Annotated in this window: 13 protein-coding genes; 7 read left to right on the top strand and 6 right to left on the bottom strand. The window is 69.7% G+C overall.

All coding sequences use genetic code 11. The features are described from left to right. Positions 1–12: 12 nt before the first annotated feature. The 4 genes from MW290_RS26035 to MW290_RS26020 all read right to left on the bottom strand — a co-directional run bounded on the left by MW290_RS26035 (position 13) and on the right by MW290_RS26020 (position 5,548). On the bottom strand, positions 13–2,559 hold the full coding sequence (locus MW290_RS26035; RefSeq protein WP_250197246.1) for a GspE/PulE family protein: 2,547 nt from the start codon (positions 2,557–2,559) through the stop codon (positions 13–15). A 109-nt stretch (positions 2,560–2,668) separates the two neighbouring features. Then, the gene (locus tag MW290_RS26030) at positions 2,669–4,003 is read right to left on the bottom strand and encodes a TRAP transporter large permease (protein ID WP_250197245.1); all 1,335 of its coding nucleotides are present in this window, start codon (positions 4,001–4,003) and stop codon (positions 2,669–2,671) included. Between the two features lie 34 nt (positions 4,004–4,037). Further along, entirely contained in the window at positions 4,038–4,571 is a 534-nt protein-coding gene (locus tag MW290_RS26025) for a TRAP transporter small permease (protein WP_250197244.1), read from the bottom strand. Further along, positions 4,571–5,548 (bottom strand): TRAP transporter substrate-binding protein, encoded by a 978-nt coding sequence (locus MW290_RS26020; protein WP_250197243.1) that lies wholly within the window; start codon positions 5,546–5,548, stop codon positions 4,571–4,573. Before MW290_RS26020 ends, MW290_RS26025 begins: the two co-directional genes overlap by 1 nt. 159 nt (positions 5,549–5,707) lie before the next feature. On the opposite strand from MW290_RS26020, the gene MW290_RS26015 reads away from it, so the two are divergent. The 3 genes from MW290_RS26015 to MW290_RS26005 are packed head-to-tail and all read left to right on the top strand — an operon-like array spanning position 5,708 to position 10,635. Continuing rightward, positions 5,708–6,247 (top strand): winged helix DNA-binding protein, encoded by a 540-nt coding sequence (locus tag MW290_RS26015; protein ID WP_250197242.1) that lies wholly within the window; start codon positions 5,708–5,710, stop codon positions 6,245–6,247. A 10-nt stretch (positions 6,248–6,257) separates the two neighbouring features. Continuing rightward, complete coding sequence (locus MW290_RS26010) at positions 6,258–6,935, top strand: aspartate/glutamate racemase family protein (RefSeq protein WP_250197241.1); 678 nt, start codon at positions 6,258–6,260, stop codon at positions 6,933–6,935. 7 nt (positions 6,936–6,942) lie between these two features. Next, on the top strand, positions 6,943–10,635 hold the full coding sequence (locus tag MW290_RS26005) for a hydantoinase B/oxoprolinase family protein (RefSeq protein ID WP_250197240.1): 3,693 nt from the start codon (positions 6,943–6,945) through the stop codon (positions 10,633–10,635). A 38-nt stretch (positions 10,636–10,673) separates the two neighbouring features. On the opposite strand, the gene MW290_RS26000 is transcribed toward MW290_RS26005, so the two are convergent. Continuing rightward, positions 10,674–11,210, bottom strand: coding sequence for a BON domain-containing protein (locus tag MW290_RS26000; RefSeq protein ID WP_250197239.1), 537 nt, complete (start codon positions 11,208–11,210; stop codon positions 10,674–10,676). Positions 11,211–11,368: 158 nt separating this feature from the next. On the opposite strand from MW290_RS26000, the gene pcp reads away from it, so the two are divergent. Then, a complete protein-coding gene (pcp, locus tag MW290_RS25995) occupies positions 11,369–12,052 on the top strand; it encodes a pyroglutamyl-peptidase I (RefSeq protein ID WP_250197238.1) in 684 nt (227 codons plus the stop codon). 29 nt (positions 12,053–12,081) lie between these two features. On the opposite strand, the gene MW290_RS25990 is transcribed toward pcp, so the two are convergent. Next, positions 12,082–12,759 (bottom strand): GntR family transcriptional regulator, encoded by a 678-nt coding sequence (locus MW290_RS25990; RefSeq protein WP_250197237.1) that lies wholly within the window; start codon positions 12,757–12,759, stop codon positions 12,082–12,084. 262 nt (positions 12,760–13,021) lie between these two features. Here MW290_RS25990 and MW290_RS25985 point away from each other — a divergent pair, with 262 nt between their 5' ends. From MW290_RS25985 to MW290_RS25975, 3 genes are read left to right on the top strand one after another with little or no spacing between them, the layout of a single operon-like run. After that, on the top strand, positions 13,022–14,266 hold the full coding sequence (locus MW290_RS25985) for an MFS transporter (RefSeq protein ID WP_250197236.1): 1,245 nt from the start codon (positions 13,022–13,024) through the stop codon (positions 14,264–14,266). 50 nt (positions 14,267–14,316) lie between these two features. Beyond that, positions 14,317–15,093, top strand: coding sequence for a LamB/YcsF family protein (locus MW290_RS25980; RefSeq protein WP_250197235.1), 777 nt, complete (start codon positions 14,317–14,319; stop codon positions 15,091–15,093). After that, positions 15,090–15,896, top strand: coding sequence for a putative hydro-lyase (locus MW290_RS25975; protein ID WP_250197234.1), 807 nt, complete (start codon positions 15,090–15,092; stop codon positions 15,894–15,896). The genes MW290_RS25980 and MW290_RS25975 overlap by 4 nt, the downstream gene beginning before the upstream one ends. Positions 15,897–15,915 lie beyond the last annotated feature (19 nt).

Here is a 15,915-nt window from a genome sequence, read left to right as displayed (position 1 = left end):
GATTGTGAGGCTTCATGTGTTGCTTGTAGCCCGCACTTCCTCGATGGTGGTCAGACCCTGCAACACCTTCTCGATGCCGTCCTGGCGCAGCGTGCGCATGCCTTCGGCCAGGCCGGTGTTGAGGATCTCCTCCACCCGCGCGCCGGTCTGCACCAGGCGGCGCAGGTCGCGCGACATCGACAGCAGCTCGTGCAGGCCCACCCGGCCCTTGAAGCCGCTGTCGTCGCAGTGCTTGCAGCCGGGCGCGTGGTAGTGCATCAGCTTGCCGTTGCTGCCGAAGCGCTGGGTCCAGTCGGCCAGCAGCGCGTCTTCGCTTTCCGCGGCAAAGCGCGGATCGTTCGGCGGAAACACGTGCAGGTAGTCGTGCAGCAGCTCGTCCACCTGCTGCTGGCTGGCAGGGCTGGCCACGCGGCAGTGGGCGCACAGCCGGCGCACCAGCCGCTGCGCCAGCACGGCCAGCAGCGCATCGGCGAAGTTGAACGGGTCCATGCCCATGTCCAGCAGCCGGGTCACGGTCTCGGGCGCGCTGTTGGTGTGCAGGGTGCTGAACACCAGGTGGCCGGTGAGCGAGGCTTCCACCGCCATCTGCGCGGTTTCGCCGTCGCGGATTTCGCCGACCATGATCACGTCCGGGTCGGCCCGCAGGAAGGCCCGCAGCGCCTTGGCGAAGGTCCAGTCGATCTTGGCGTTGACCTGCACCTGCCGCAGCCCGGCCTGGGTGATTTCCACCGGGTCCTCGGCCGTCCAGATCTTGCGCTCGGGCGTGTTGATCTTGGCCAGCGCCGAATGCAGCGTGGTGGTCTTGCCGCTGCCGGTGGGTCCCACGCACAGCACCATGCCGTAAGGGCGGCCCACGGCCTCGGTCAGCCGCTTGTAGTTGCGCTCCGAGACCCCCAGCTTTTCCAGCGGCAGCGGCTTGGCCGAGGCCAGCAGCCGCATCACCACGTCTTCCAGGTTGTTGTTGGTCGGGATGGTGGCGATGCGCAGCTCCAGCTTGTGCTGGGGGCTGAACTTGGCGAAGTTGATCTTGCCGTCCTGCGGCTTGCGGCGCTCGGAGATGTCGAGGTCGCACATGATCTTGATGCGCGCGATCAGCGCGGCGCGGTAGGTGTGCGGCAGCTCCAGGTAGGGGCGCAGCACGCCGTCCTTGCGGTAGCGGATCTTGAGCTTCTCGCGGCCGGGGTAGGTCTCGATGTGGATGTCGGACACGCCCTGGTTGTGGGCGTCGATGATCATCTGGTTGATCAGCCGCACCAGCGAGTTGTCCGACTGCTCGATCGGCTGGTCGTCCTCGGCTTCCTTGGCGCTGTTGCTGTGCTGCAGCTCCAGCGTCTCCACCAGCTTGCTGGCGTCCTGGGGCTCGAACTCGATCGCGGCGCTGGGGTCGTCCACCCGCAGGCCCGAGGTGTCGATGCCCAGCCGTTCGTACACCGTGGGCAGGGCCCGCATCACCTGGGCGGCGGTGGCCAGCGTGGGCACCACCTTGAGCTGGCTGACGAACTCCAGCTCCTCGATCACCGAGCGGCGCGAAGGATCTTCCAGCGCGACGATCAGCCGGCCGCCACGCAGCAGCAGCGGCAGCGTCACCAGCCGGCTGGCGGCGGCAAACGGCAGCTTGCGGGCCGCCTCGGCCTCCACCGGGAAGTGCGCCACGTCCACCACCGGGTAGCCCATCTTGCGGGCCAGCGCGGTCTGCAGGTCCTGGCGCGAGACCAGGCCCTGGCGCACCAGCATCTCGCCCAGCGGCACCGAGCGGTCGTGCTTCTGCTGCGCCAGCGCGTCGTCCAGCTGCTGCGGGGTGATCAGGCCCAGCGCGGTCAGCGCCTCGCCGATGCGCACCATCGGCATCTTGGCCTGCTGCTCGATGGCTTCCAGCAGCTGGTCGGGGGTGACGATCTGTCGGCTGACCAGGATGTCGCCCAGCTTCTGCGAGCGCATGCGCTGCTGCTCCTGCACCACCTCCTCGATCTGGCCGGTGGTGGTGGCCTGCTGTTCCACCAGCAGCTCGCCCAACCGGGTGCCGAACTCCACCGACGCGAAGGCATGGCGGGGCACGAAGCTGCGCTCGACCGTGCCGTCGTCGTCCAGCGGCTCGAAGATGAAGACGCCGTAGTCGGCGTCGACGTGGCCGATGGTCATGCCCTCGGTCGCGCTGCCGTCCTGCCAGCTGATCTTGTAGGGCACGGCCGGCCGGTGGTCGACGATGGCCGCATGCGGGTCGTTGTGGGTCGCGCCCACCGTGGGCAGCGGTGCCTTCAACGTCAGCCGCCGGAACTGGTCGAAGCGCAGCGGGATGGCGGCGCGCGCCGGCAGCACCTTGACGTGGGCGATGCCGGCCTCGGGCGTCAGCGACATCAGCTTGCCTGGCCGTGCCTTGCCGCTCAGCCCTTCCAGCTCGCAGTCCTCGGGGCGGCTCTGCCGCACCGGCTCGGGGTAGCTCGCGAACGGCGGCGTCGGCCACTTGAAGGGCTCGTACGCCGGCCCACGGTCGGGGCCCAGATCGGCCGGCACCGTGTCTTGCAGCGAGAACTCGAGCGGCGGCAGGGAAAGGTCAGACATCGGGTGTCCTTGTGGCACGGGATGCGCCGGGCGGGACACACCGGCACGCCCCTGCATGCTAGGCAAGGGGTGCGGCTGATAAAGGCGGAATAAGGGGGTGTGGTCGACCTCAATTGCTGACTGGTGACGCCGGTACGCCGTCGGCCCCCATCACCAGGTCGGGCAGCCAGGTCACCAGCTGCGGAAACGCCGTGATGACCACGATGCACACCACCAGGCAGCCGAAGAAGGGCAGGGCGGCGCGGGCGATGGTGTTGCTGTCCTTGCCGGTCATGTTCTGCAGCACGAACAGGTTGAAGCCCACCGGCGGCGTGACCTCGGCGATCTCGACCAGCAGCACCACGAAGATGCCGAACCACACCAGATCGAAACCGGCCTTCTGGATCATCGGCAGCACCACGGCCGAGGTGAGCACGATCATCGAGATGCCGTCGAGTGCGGTGCCCAGCACCAGGTACACGCCCACCAGCACCGCGATCAGCGCATAGGGGCTGAGCTGCAGGCTGTCCACCCATTCGGCCAGCTCGCGCGGGATGCCGGTGAAGGCCATGGTCTTGGTGAGGAAGGAGGCCCCCGCCAGGATGAACATGATCATGCAGCTGGTGCGGGTGGCGCTCATCAGCCCGTCGACGAAGTTGCGCCAGGTCAGGCTGCGGCCCCAGGCGGCCAGCGCCAGCGAGCCCGCCACGCCGTAGGCCGCGCATTCGGTGGCGGTGGCGTAGCCGGCGATCAGCACCCAGCAGATGAAGACGATGAGCACCGTGCAGGGAATGAGCTGGCCCGAGCGGCGGATCTTCTCGAGCAAGGGTGTGGGCGGGTCTGCCGGCGGCACCTGGTCGGCATGGCGGATGCTCCACCAGGCGATGTAGCCCGAGAACAGCGCCATCAGGATGGCGCTGGGAATGAAGCCCGCCAGGAAGATGCGGATGATCGACGCATCGGCCGCCACCGCATACACCACCATGGTGATGGACGGCGGGATCAGGATGCCCAGGGTACCCGCGGTGGCCAGCGAGCCCAGCGCCAGCCGCTCCGAGTAGCCGCGCCGCTGCAGCTCGGGCAGGGCCACCTTGGCGATGGTGGCGCAGGTGGCGGCCGACGAGCCCGACACCGAGCCGAAGATGCCGCAGCCCAGCACCGTGGTGTGCATCAGCCGCCCCGGCACGCGGTTGAGCCAGGGCCGCAGGCCCTCGAACATCTCTTCCGACAGGCGGGTGCGAAAGAGGATCTCGCCCATCCAGATGAAGAGCGGCAGCGCGGCCAGCTCCCAGCTGGCATTCGATTCCCAGAAGGCCGAGAACAGGTTCTTGGCCGGTTGCGTGCTGGTGAAGAAGGCCTGGCCCACCCAGCCCACGATCGCCAGCGTCATCGCGATCCACACGCCGCCGGCCAGCAGCACCAGCATCAGCGCCAGCAGGATCGCGCCCATCGTCAGGATGTCCATCGTCGCGTCGGTCCGTTCGTTTGCAGCGTGCGGTTCAGATGTCGGAAGAGAAGTCGCCTTGCGCATGCCGCTGCTCCACCGCCACCACGAAGGTGGGGCGGCCGCCACGCAGCACGATCACTAGCTCGTCGACCACCGCGATCCACAGCAGCACCGAGCCGATGGCAAAGCCCAGCTGCGGAATCCACAGCGGCATCGGCAGCAGGCCGGTGGCGATGTCGTTGAAGGCCCAGCTTTCGTAGGTGAAGGACACCGCGGCCCACATCAGGTAGCTGACGCTGGCGGTGCCGATCAGCAGGCTGGTGAGCTCCAGCGTGCGGCGCACCGGCGGCGACACCTTCTCCAGCAGCAGCGTCACCCGCACGAAGTCGCCATGCTTGAAGGCATGCGCCATCGCGAAGAAGCCGGCCGCCGCGCAGCACCAGGCCACCACGTCGGGCACGGCGCCGGTGCGCACGCCGAACTCGCGCAGGATGCTCTGGCCGATCATCAGCACCGCGATCAGCGCCACGAAGGCCGCGGCCACGGCGCCGGCACCGAAGTACAGCGCGTCCAGCAGCCGGCGCATCACTTGCGGAAGGCGTTGATCACGGCTTCGCCGTCAGCCCCGGCCTTCTTCTGCCAGTCGGTCAGCATGATGCCGCCCACCTGCTTCAGGTCGGCCACCAGCTTGGGCGAAGGCGTCATGATCTTCATGCCCTTGTCGGTCAGCGCCTTCTTGTACCAGGCGTTCTTCTCCTCGCTGATCTTCCAGCCACGGGCCTCGGCCTCGGCGGCGGCCTTGAGCAGCGCGTCCTGCGTGGGCTTGTCCAGCGCGTCGAAGGCCTTCTTGTTCACCAGGATGCCGTTCTTGGGCAGCCAGGCCTGGGTGTCGTACCAGTACTTGATGCTTTCGTAGGTCTTGCTGTCGTAGCCGGTGGAGCCGCTGGACATGTAGCTTTCCACCACGCCGGTGGCCAGCGCCTGCGACAGTTCGGCCGCCTGGATGGTGACCGGCTGCGCGCCGATCAGCTCGGCGATCTTGGCGGTGGCCGGGCTGTAGGCGCGCCACTTGAGGCCGCGCATGTCGGCCACCGAGGCGATCTCCTTCTTGACGTAGATGCCCTGCGGCGGCCACGGCACGGTGTACAGCAGCATCATGCCCTGGCTGGCCAGCAGCTTCTGCAGCACCGGCTTCTGGGCCTCGGCCAGCTTCTTCGACTCGGCATAGCTGGTGGCCAGGAAGGGGATGCCGTCGGCGCCGTAGATCGGGTTCTCGTTCTCGAAGTTGGCCAGCAGCACCTCGCCAATGGGGGCCTGGCCGCCCTGCACCGCACGCTTGATCTCGTTGGCCTTGAACAGCGAGGCATTGGCATGCACCGTGATCTTGAGCTTGCCGCCGGTGGCCTTGTCCACGTCGGCCGCGAACTGCGTCAGGTTCTCTGTGTGGAAGTTGGTGGCGGGGTAGGCGGCGGGCAGGTCCCACTTGGTCTGCGCCTGGCTGGCCATCACCGCGCCGAAGGTCAGCAGGGCGGCGGCCAGGGATTGAACTCGGGTCACAAGCATGAGGTCGCTCCGGGATGAGGGGTGTGCGAACTGTCGCATTGAAAGGATGCGTGGCTAGCACGGCCCGTGCCGGGGCTTACCCCAAGCGCGCGGCGGTCCGCCTTGTGGTTGCGAAAGAACTGCGATAAAACGTCAACGTTTTATCAACGAGGTGCCGACATGACACGCGCCACCGCCGCCACCGCTGCCGCCAAACGCGGGCGCACCGGCAGCATCGTCAGCTCGGCGCACCTGGTCTCGCCGCGCAGCGCCGAGCTGTCGGAGTTCGAGTTCGGCCTCATCGTGGCCTTCAATGCCTTCTCGCGCTGGGCGGTGCGCTGCATGGCTGCCGCCGGCCAGGCCGACCTCACCTTCACCGACGTGCTGCTGCTGCACCACGTGGCCCACCGGGTGCGCCACAAGAAGCTGGCCGACATCTGCTTCGTGCTGAACTACGAGGACACCCACGTGGTGGCCTATTCACTGAAGAAGCTGGCCGCTGCCGGTCTGGTGGAAGCCGGGCGCCAGGGCAAGGAGGTGTACTACCAGCCCACGCCCGAAGGCGAGGCACTGGTGCAGGCCTACCGCGGCGTGCGCGAGCAATGCCTGGTGCAAAGCCTGGACACCGAGCTGAACGCCCCGGTGGGCGAGCTGGCCAGGCTGCTGCGCACCATGAGCGGCATGTACGACCAGGCCGCGCGCTCGGCCAGTTCGCTGTAGGCACGCGGCCATGGCCAACGCCCCCTTCCTCGGCGTGCTGATGCTGGACACCCGCTTCCCGCGGCTGCCCGGCGACATCGGCCACCCACACACCTTCGGCTTTCCGGTGCGCCGGCAGGTGGTCGCCGGCGCCTCGGCGCAGCGTGTGGTGCGCGAGCAGGCGCAGGGCCTGCTGCAGCCTTTCATCGACACCGCGCTGCAGCTGGTGGACGAAGGTGCGGCCGCCATCAGCACCAGCTGCGGCTTCCTGGCGCTGCACCAGCCGCAGCTGCAGGCCGCGCTGCCGGTGCCTGTGTGGTCTTCCAGCCTGCTCAAGCTGGCTGAGCTGCCGGCCGGCAGCGCCGGCGTCGTCACCGTCGATCCCTTGGCGCTGACGCCCGCGCATCTGCATGCGGTGGGCGCGCCGGCCGACGTACCGGTGGCCGGCCTTTTGCCCGGCAGCCGGCTGCAGCGCTGCCTGATCGGCGACGAGCCCGAGCTGGACGCCGCCAACGCCGAAGCCGAGGTGGTGGCAGCCGCGCTGCGCTTGCTGCAGCTGCAGGGGCCGCTGCAGCACATCGTGCTGGAATGCACCAACATGCCGCCTTATGCCGCGGCCGTGCACGCCGCCACCGGCGCCACGGTGCACGACATCGCCACCGTGCTGACCGAACGCTGGTCGGCGCTGTTCCATTCCCAAGCAAAGTGAGCCACCCATGGACCCACGCTGGCAGTTCTGGATCGACCGCGGCGGCACCTTCACCGACGTGGTGGGCCGCGCCCCCGGTGGCGCGCTGCACACCCTCAAGCTGCTGAGCGAAGACCCCGGCCGCTACGAAGACGCGGCGGTGGAAGGCATCCGCCGGCTGCTGCAGCTGGCGCCCGACGAGCCGGTGACCCCGGGCCTGGTGGCCTGCGTGAAGATGGGCACCACCGTGGCCACCAATGCGCTGCTGGAACGCAAGGGCGACCGCACGCTGCTGGTCACCACCCGCGGTTTCCGCGATGCGCTGCGCATCGCCTACCAGGCGCGGCCGCGGCTGTTCGACCGCCGCATCCTGCTGCCCGAGCTGCTGTACGAGCAGGTGGTGGAAGCGGACGAACGCGTGGCCGCCGATGGCGGCGTGGTGCGCCCGCTGGACGAGGCGGCGCTGCGCCCCGCGCTGCAGGCTGCCTTCGACGGCGGCATCCGCGCCTGCGCGGTGGTGCTGATGCACGGCTGGCGCTTTGCCGGCCATGAAGCCGCGGTGGGCGCGCTGGCGCGCGACATCGGCTTCACGCAGGTCTCCATCTCGCACCAGGTGAGCCCCCTCATCAAGCTGGTGCCGCGGGGCGACACCACCGTGGTCGATGCCTACCTCAGCCCCATCCTGCGGCGCTACGTCGACCGCGTGGCGGCGCAGATGCCCGGCGTGCGGCTGCTGTTCATGCAAAGCTCCGGCGGCCTGGCCGAGGCGCATCGCTTCCAGGGCAAGGACGCCATCCTCTCCGGCCCCGCGGGCGGCATCGTGGGCATGGTGCGCACCGCGGTGGCGGCCGGGCATCCGCGCGTCATCGGCTTCGACATGGGCGGCACCTCCACCGACGTGTCGCATTACGCGGGCGAGTTCGAGCGCGCCTTCGACACCCAGGTGGCCGGCGTGCGCATGCGCGCGCCGATGATGAGCATCCACACCGTGGCCGCAGGCGGCGGCTCCATCATCCGCTTCGACGGGGCGCGGCTGCGCGTGGGGCCGGAATCGGCCGGCGCCCACCCCGGCCCCGCCAGCTACCGCCGCGGCGGCCCCCTGGCCACCACCGATGCCAACGTGATGCTGGGCCGCATCCAGTCGGCGCACTTTCCGGCGCTGTTCGGCCCGCGCGGCAACCAGCCGCTCGACAGGGCGGAGGTGCTGCACCGCTTCGAGGCGATCGCGTTGCAGATGCAGCAGGGCAGCGGCCGCCCCGTGCAGGCCGAAGAGGTGGCCGCCGGTGCGCTGCAGATCGCGGTGGCCAACATGGCCAATGCCATCAAGCGCATCTCGGTGGCGCGCGGCTACGACGTCACCGCCTACACGCTGCAATGCTTCGGCGGCGCGGGCGGCCAGCATGCCTGCGCGGTGGCCGATGCGCTGGGCATGCGCACGGTGTACGTGCATCCGCTGGCCGGCGTGCTCAGCGCCTACGGCATGGGCCTGGCCGACCAGATCGTGATGCGCGAGGCCTCGGTCGAGCAGCCGCTGGACGAGGCCGGTCTTGGCGCCGCGCAGCACACCTTGCAGGCGCTGCAGCGGGCGGCGCTGGCCGAGCTGGCGGTGCAAGCAGGGCAAGCGGGCCTGGCGGCCGAAGCGGCCCCGGCGGGCTCGCCCTTCGAGCTGCGCAGCCGTGCCCAGCTGCGCTACCGCGGCACCGACACCGCACTGGCCGTGCCCATCGCCGATGCGGACACGATGCGCCGCAGCTTCGAGGCGGCCTACCGCCAGCGCTTCGCCTTCCTGCCGCCCGACAAGCCACTGGAGATCGAATCCGTCTCGGTGGAAGCGGTGCTGCCCGGCGAGGCGCTGGGCAGCCACCTGCAGGCCGCGGCTGGCCCGCAGCCCGGCGGCACGCCGCCCAGGGCCGAGCCGGTGCGCATGTACTGCAGCGCCGACGAGCAGCCCGCCGGCTGGCGCGATGCCTGGCTGTTCCAGCGCGAGCAGCTGCCCGCCGGCGCGCAGGTGGATGGCCCGGCCATCCTGGCCGAGCGCAATGCCACCACCGTGGTGGAGCCCGGCTGGCAGGCCCTGCTGCTGGCCGGCGGTGCGGTGGAGTTGCGCCGCACGCGGCCACGCGCGCAGGCGCAGGCGGTGGGCACCCAGGCCGACCCGGTGATGCTGGAGGTTTTCAACAACCTCTTCATGAACATCGCCGAGCAGATGGGCCTGCGGCTGCAGAACACTGCCCACTCGGTCAACATCAAGGAGCGGCTCGACTTCTCCTGCGCGCTGTTCGATGGTGACGGCAACCTCATCGCCAATGCGCCGCACATGCCGGTGCACCTGGGCTCGATGAGTGAATCGATCAAGAGCGTGATCCACCGCAATCCGGGTATGCAGCCGGGCGAGGTGTTCGTGCTCAACGACCCGTACCACGGCGGCACCCACCTGCCCGACATCACGGTGGTGACGCCGGTGTTCCTGGACGCCGACGCTGACGTCGACACTGAGGCCGATGCCACGCGGCCCGCCTTCTACGTGGCTTCGCGCGGCCACCATGCCGACGTGGGCGGCACCACGCCAGGCTCGATGCCGCCGTTCTCGCAGACCATCGCCGACGAGGGCGTGCTGATCGACAACGTCAAGCTGGTGGAAGTGGGTGAGGGCGGCCCGGTGCTGCGCGAGCAGGCGATGCTGCAGCTGCTGGGCAGCGGCCCCTGGCCTTCACGCAACCCGGCGCAGAACCTGGCCGACCTGCAGGCGCAGATCGCTGCCAACGAAAAAGGCGTGCAGGAGCTGCGGGCCATGGTGGCGCAGTACGGCCTGCCCACCGTGGCGGCCTACATGGGCCATGTGCAGGACAACGCCGAAGAATCGGTGCGCCGCGTGATCACCGCACTCAAGGACGGCCGCTTCGAGCTGCCGCTGGACAACGGCGCGACCATCCGCGTGGCGGTGACGGTGGACGCCCAGGCCCGCGCCGCCACCATCGACTTCACCGGCACCAGCGACCAGCTGCCCAACAACTTCAACGCGCCCAAGGCCGTGACCATGGCGGCGGTGCTGTACGTCTTCCGCACGCTGGTGGACGACGACATCCCGCTCAATGCCGGCTGCCTGAAGCCGCTGCAGGTCATCGTGCCCGAAGGCTGCATGCTCAACCCGCGGCCACCGGCGGCGGTGGTGGCGGGCAACGTGGAAACCAGCACCTGCGTCACCAATGCGCTGTACGGCGCGCTGGGCGTGATGGCGGCCGGCCAGTGCACGATGAACAACTTCACCTTCGGCAACGCCCGTCACCAGTACTACGAGACGGTATCGGGCGGCTCGGGCGCGGGCGAAGGCTTCGACGGTACGAGCGTGGTGCAGACGCACATGACCAACTCACGGCTGACCGACCCCGAGGTGCTGGAGTTCCGCTTCCCGGTGCGGCTGGAGAGCTACGAGGTCCGCGCCGGCTCCGGCGGCGCGGGCCGCTGGCGCGGCGGCGACGGCGGCACGCGCCGCATGCGCTTCCTGGAGCCGATGACGGCCTCCATCCTCAGCAATGGCCGGGTGCAGGGCGCCTTCGGCCTGCACGGCGGCCAGCCGGGCCAGGTGGGCAGCAGCCACGTGGAACGAGCCGATGGCCGCGTCGAGACGCTGGCGCACATCGGCTCGGCCGAATTGCAGGCCGGCGACGTGTTCGTGTTGAACACGCCGGGCGGCGGGGGCTACGGCGAGCCTCCGGCCTAAAGGAACGTCTGTTCCGGCCCGCGGCTGCCGTCAAGCGTTCAGCTGTTCGCCACCTGCAGGTTGTTCACCACCTGGGTGACGCCGGTGACGTTGGAGGCCACCTGTTCGGCCTTCACCTTCTCGGCGGTGTTCTTCACTTCGCCCTTCAGCGTGACCACGCCGTTGTTGGTGTCCACGTTGATCTTCATCGCGCTCAGGTCGGGCGCGGTGATCAGGGCGGTCTTGACTTTGGCGGTCAGGCTGGCATCACCGGTGGCGGTGACGGCGGTTTCCACGCCACGCTCGGCGGCCTGGCCCGCGCGTTCGGCGGTGGCTTCGATGCTGTTGGGCGCGGTGCTGCCGGTGCTGGCCGTGGTGGCGTCCGTGCCCGTGGTGCCCGTCACGCCGGTCGTCGAGTCGGTCGTCGGCGCGGTGGTCGAGGGTGCCGTCGTCGGCGCCGTCTCGGAGCTGGTCATGCCGCTGTTGGCGGGGCTGTTGCTGGCCACGGTATCGTCCTGGCGGCCGCAGGCCGTCAGCAGCGTGAGGGCGGCGGCCGAGGCCACGATGGCGAGGCGTTGGCGGGTGGCGAGTTGCATCGTCGTACTCCTGTTTGCAGTGCGCAGCGGCGCGATGAGGGAACTGTAGGCACCGGCCCGCGCCGGGGCTGTCGGGCCGCCCCGGGAAAACCTGTAGTCATGCTCCGACGGCATCCACAGCTGCTTACCGCCGGTCACGGCCGCCTCACAATCGCGTGATGGAAGTACTCCGCTACACCCCTTCGTCCAGCGTGCTGGTCACCGGCTTCGAGCCGTTTGGCGGCTCCGGCCTCAACCCCAGCGCCGAGGTGGCGCAGGCGCTGCATGGCCGCGCGCTGGGGGCCGAGGCGACGGTCGTGGGCGTGGTGTTGCCCTGTGCCTTTGGCGACGCGCTGCAGGCGCTGGCCGAGGCCTTGCGGCAGCACCGGCCGCGGCTGGTGCTGGCGCTGGGCCAGGCCGAGGGCCGCACCGATTTGTCGATCGAACGTGTGGCCCTGAACGTGGACGACGCGCGCATTCCCGACAACCGGGGCCGCCAGCCGGTGGACGAGCCGGTGGTGCCGGGTGCACCGGCGGCCTGCTTCAGCACGCTGCCCATCAAGGCCATGGTGGCGGGGCTGAAGGCGGCGGGCCATCCTGCGTCCATCTCGCAAACGGCGGGTACCTTCGTGTGCAACCACGTGTTCTACGGCCTGCAGCATGCGCTGGCCGGCAGCGGCGTGCGCAGCGGCTTCATGCACGTGCCGCTGCTGCCGCAGCAGGCGGCGCAGGCGCCGGGCCTGAGCCTGCCCAGCATGACGCTGGCGCAGCAGGTGGCCGGTGTGCAAGAGGCGCTGCGCATCGCGCTGCAGTGGGAAGGGGAAGGCGCCGACCTCCGGCGCCCGGGCGGTGCCTTGAACTGAACCCGTCAGCGCCAGGGGCGCTGCTTCCTTCAGGTGGCCGGCGCCACGCCCGCCATGCGGCGCGCATACACCGCCAGCACGATGCGCTCGGAGTGCACCAGGTAGTCGTTCAGCGCCTGCGCGGCCTGGCTGAAGTCGCCGGCCTCCGCCAGGTCCAGGATCTTCACGTTCATGTCCACGTAGGGCGCATGCAGGAACTCGGGGTCCTGCAGCAGCCCGAAGGCCAGCCGCAGCTCGGCCAGCAGGTGGGCGAACATGGTGTTGAGCCGTTCGCTGTCGGCCAGCTCCACGATGGCCATGTGAAAGGCCATGTTGGCCGAGCCCACCGCGCGCCAGTCGCCCGCATCACGCGCGCGCATCGCGGTTTCCACCGCCTCGCGCAGCCGCTTCTTGGCCGGGTGGCGCGGATAGGCCTGGGCCAGCGCCTGGCACTCGATCAGCCGCCGCACGCGGTAGATGTCGATGATCGAGGCCATGTCGGGCACCGCCACCGACACGCCGCGGTTGGGTGAATGCGTCAGCAGGCCTTCCTTGCTCAGCAGGCGGAAGGCTTCGCGCAGCGTGTTGCGCGAGATCTGCAGCTGCTCGGCCAGCGCCGCCTCCGACAGGCGCTGCCCGGGCGCGAACTCGCCATCCGCCAGCTTGCGGCGGATTTCTTCGGTGACGCGGTCGGTGAGGCTGGAGCTCTTGGCGGTGTCGTTCGTCATGGCGCGGCCGCAGTGTAGGCGGGCGACGCAGGCATCGGCGCCATGCACCGTCACGGGCCGCTGCGCCCGCTTCGGGGGCATGTATCAGGGCAAACACCGACCAACAAGGTGCTTAGGATTGTTCAACAATCACGACAACAACGAAGAACAGATTAGTTCGCATTGAGCTTCAATGGCATGGGCCTTGCTGAACATGCCGCATCCCAACCCGTCGGGCCCGCTTCGGTCCCGCCTCGTCCCGCTCACCGAAACGGAGATCGCCATGTGGCTCAAGGAAACCAGTCCGCAGGAGCGCAAGACGCTCGTCGCCGCCTTCGTCGGCTACGGCGTCGATGCGTTCGACTACATGATCTACACCTTCATGATCCCGACGCTGATCCTCGTCTGGGGCATGACCAAGACCGAAGCCGGCTACATCGCCACCGGCGCGCTCGTCACCTCGGCCATCGGCGGCTGGTTGGCGGGCATCCTGGCCGACAAGTACGGCCGCGTGCGGGTGCTGCAGCTCACCGTGCTGTGGTTCAGCTTCTTCACCGTGCTCAGTGGCTTCACCGATTCGCCCACGCAGCTGTTCATCACGCGGGCGCTGCAGGGCCTGGGCTTCGGCGGTGAATGGTCGGTGGGCTCGGTGCTCATCGCCGAGATGATCCGCGCGCGCCACCGCGGCAAGGCGGTGGGCCTGGTGCAAAGCAGCTGGGCCGTGGGCTGGGCGCTGTCGGCGGTGGCCTTCTGGGTGGTGTTCGCCCATGTGGAGCAGGAACAGGCCTGGCGCGTGCTGTTCTGGCTGGGTGCGCTGCCCGCGCTGGTCATCCTCTGGATCCGCCGCAACATCAGCGACCCGCCGGTGTTCCGCGAGACCCAGGCCCGCCTGGCACAGACGGGCCAGAGCAACAACTTCCTGCTGATCTTCAAGCCCGCCATGCTGCGCACCACGGTGCTGGCCAGCCTGCTGGCCACCGGCATGCAGGGCGCCTACTACGCCGTTACCACCTGGCTGCCCACCTACCTGAAGACCGAGCGCCATCTGTCGGTGCTGGGCACCAGCGGCTACCTGATGGTGCTGATCTTCGGCTCCTTCGCGGGCTACCTCACCAGCGCCTACCTGTCCGACCGCCTGGGCCGCCGCCGTTGCTTCATGTTGTTCGCGGCCTGCGCCGCGGTGCTGGTGGTGTGCTACACGCAGCTGCCCATCACCGACGCCGCGATGATGGTGCTGGGCTTTCCGCTGGGCTTCTTCCTGTCGGGCATCTTCTCGGGCATGGGTGCCTACCTCACCGAGCTGTATCCCAGCCACATCCGCGGCTCGGGGCAGGGCTTTTGCTACAACTTCGGGCGCGCCGTCGGCTCGGTGTGCCCGGCGCTGGTCGGCTATCTCAGCAGCACCATGCCGCTGGGCGCGGCCATCGGCTACCTGGCGGCCGGCGCCTACCTGCTGGTGATCGTGGCCTGCCTGATGCTGCCCGAAACCCAGGGCCGCGAGCTGAGCAGCCAGCTCGAGCCGGCCTGACGACTTCGCCCCTTGCCTTTCGCCCGTTCCCTTCTGCAGGAGTGCCCTTGATGAACATCGACCTGAACAGCGACCTCGGCGAAAGCCTGGGCGCCTGGCGCATGGGCGACGACACCGCGATGCTGGACATCGTCACCAGCGCCAACGTGGCCTGCGGCTTCCATGCGGGCGATCCGGCCGGCATCCTGGCCACGCTCAAGGCCGCCGGCCAGCGCGGCGTGGCCGTGGGCGCGCACGTGTCCTACCCCGACCTCGTGGGCTTCGGCCGTCGCAACATGGACATCGCCAGCGCCGACCTGGTGGCCGACGTGGTCTACCAGATCGGCGCGCTGCAAGGCTTGGCCGGCGCCGCCGGCACGCGGGTGCGCTACGTCAAGCCGCATGGCGCGCTGTACAACACCATCGCGCATGACGAGCGGCAGGCCCGCGACGTGATCACCGCCATCCGCGCGGTGGACCCGGGGCTGGCGCTGGTGGTGCTGGCCGGCTCGCCGCTGGAACGCTGGGCCGCCGATGCCGGCCTGCGCGTGGTGGCCGAGGCCTTTGCCGACCGCGGCTACACGCCGCAGGGCACGCTGGTGTCGCGGCGCGAGAAGGGCGCTGTGCTGCACGACGCGCAAGCCGTGGCCGCCCGCATGCTGCGCCTGGTGCAGGAAGGCGTGGTGGAGGCGGTGGACGGCAGCCTGGCCCGCGTGCGGGCCGATTCCATCTGCGTGCACGGCGACAGCCCCGGCGCCGTGGCCATGGCCGCCAGCGTGCGCCGCACGCTGGAGGCTGCGGGCGTGGCGCTGCGGCCCTTCTGCGGTGCCGCGGAGGTGGCCAGATGATCCCCGCGCCCACGCAAGACCCGCTGGCCCTGGCCGCCGCGCAGGAGGCCCGCGCCGCCTACCGCGCCGGCCGCGTGGTGCCCACTGCCGGCGTAGCGCCGGGCCTCACGCAGGCCAACATGGTCTCGCTGCCGCGCGACTGGGCCTGGGACTTCCTGCTCTATGCGCAGCGCAACCCCAAGCCCTGCCCGGTGCTGGACGTGATCGAGGCGGGCGGCCACACCACCGCGCTGGCCGAAGGGGCGGACCTGCGCACCGACATTCCGCTGTACCGCGTGTGGCGCGACGGCCGGCTGGCCGAGGAGGTGAGCGACGCCCGCGCGCTGTGGGCGGGGCAGCCCGACCTGGTCACCTTCCTGATCGGCTGCAGCTTCACCTTCGAGGCGCCGCTGCAGCAGGCCGGCATCGAGGTGCGGCACATCGCCCAGGGCTGCAACGTGCCCATGTACCGCACACGCCGTGCCTGCCGCCCGGCGGGCCGCCTGCATGGTGAGCTGGTGGTGTCGATGCGGCCCATCCCGGCCGAGCGCGTGGCCGATGCGGTGGCCATCTCGGGCCGCTTTCCTTCGGTGCACGGCGCGCCCGTGCATGTGGGCGATCCGGCCGCGCTGGGCATCGCCGACCTGGACAAGCCCGACTTCGGCGACCCGGTGCAGATCAGGCCCGGCGAGCTGCCGGTGTTCTGGGCCTGTGGCGTCACGCCGCAGGCGGCGGTGATGGCCTCGGGCGTGCCCTTCGCCATCACCCATGCCCCGGGCCATATGTTCATCACCGACGTGCCCGACGCCGCCTGGCACGTCTGACCTCCCTGAACCTACGGAC

The sequence above is a fragment of the Aquincola tertiaricarbonis genome (assembly GCF_023573145.1).
In the GTDB taxonomy this organism is placed as follows: Bacteria; Pseudomonadota; Gammaproteobacteria; order Burkholderiales; family Burkholderiaceae_C; genus Aquincola; species Aquincola tertiaricarbonis_B.
This window is presented reverse-complemented; position numbering and strand designations above follow the sequence as displayed.

Coding starts and splice junctions, on each gene's coding strand:
- MW290_RS25985 (WP_250197236.1), top strand. CDS start 13,022: ATGTGGCTCAAGGAAACCAGTCCGCAGGAGCGCAAGACGCTCGTCGCC.
- MW290_RS26025 (WP_250197244.1), bottom strand. CDS start 4,571: ATGCGCCGGCTGCTGGACGCGCTGTACTTCGGTGCCGGCGCCGTGGCC.
- MW290_RS26020 (WP_250197243.1), bottom strand. CDS start 5,548: ATGCTTGTGACCCGAGTTCAATCCCTGGCCGCCGCCCTGCTGACCTTC.
- MW290_RS26000 (WP_250197239.1), bottom strand. CDS start 11,210: ATGCAACTCGCCACCCGCCAACGCCTCGCCATCGTGGCCTCGGCCGCC.
- MW290_RS26010 (WP_250197241.1), top strand. CDS start 6,258: ATGGCCAACGCCCCCTTCCTCGGCGTGCTGATGCTGGACACCCGCTTC.
- MW290_RS25990 (WP_250197237.1), bottom strand. CDS start 12,759: ATGACGAACGACACCGCCAAGAGCTCCAGCCTCACCGACCGCGTCACC.
- MW290_RS26030 (WP_250197245.1), bottom strand. CDS start 4,003: ATGGACATCCTGACGATGGGCGCGATCCTGCTGGCGCTGATGCTGGTG.
- MW290_RS25975 (WP_250197234.1), top strand. CDS start 15,090: ATGATCCCCGCGCCCACGCAAGACCCGCTGGCCCTGGCCGCCGCGCAG.
- MW290_RS26035 (WP_250197246.1), bottom strand. CDS start 2,559: ATGTCTGACCTTTCCCTGCCGCCGCTCGAGTTCTCGCTGCAAGACACG.
- pcp (WP_250197238.1), top strand. CDS start 11,369: ATGGAAGTACTCCGCTACACCCCTTCGTCCAGCGTGCTGGTCACCGGC.
- MW290_RS26005 (WP_250197240.1), top strand. CDS start 6,943: ATGGACCCACGCTGGCAGTTCTGGATCGACCGCGGCGGCACCTTCACC.
- MW290_RS25980 (WP_250197235.1), top strand. CDS start 14,317: ATGAACATCGACCTGAACAGCGACCTCGGCGAAAGCCTGGGCGCCTGG.
- MW290_RS26015 (WP_250197242.1), top strand. CDS start 5,708: ATGACACGCGCCACCGCCGCCACCGCTGCCGCCAAACGCGGGCGCACC.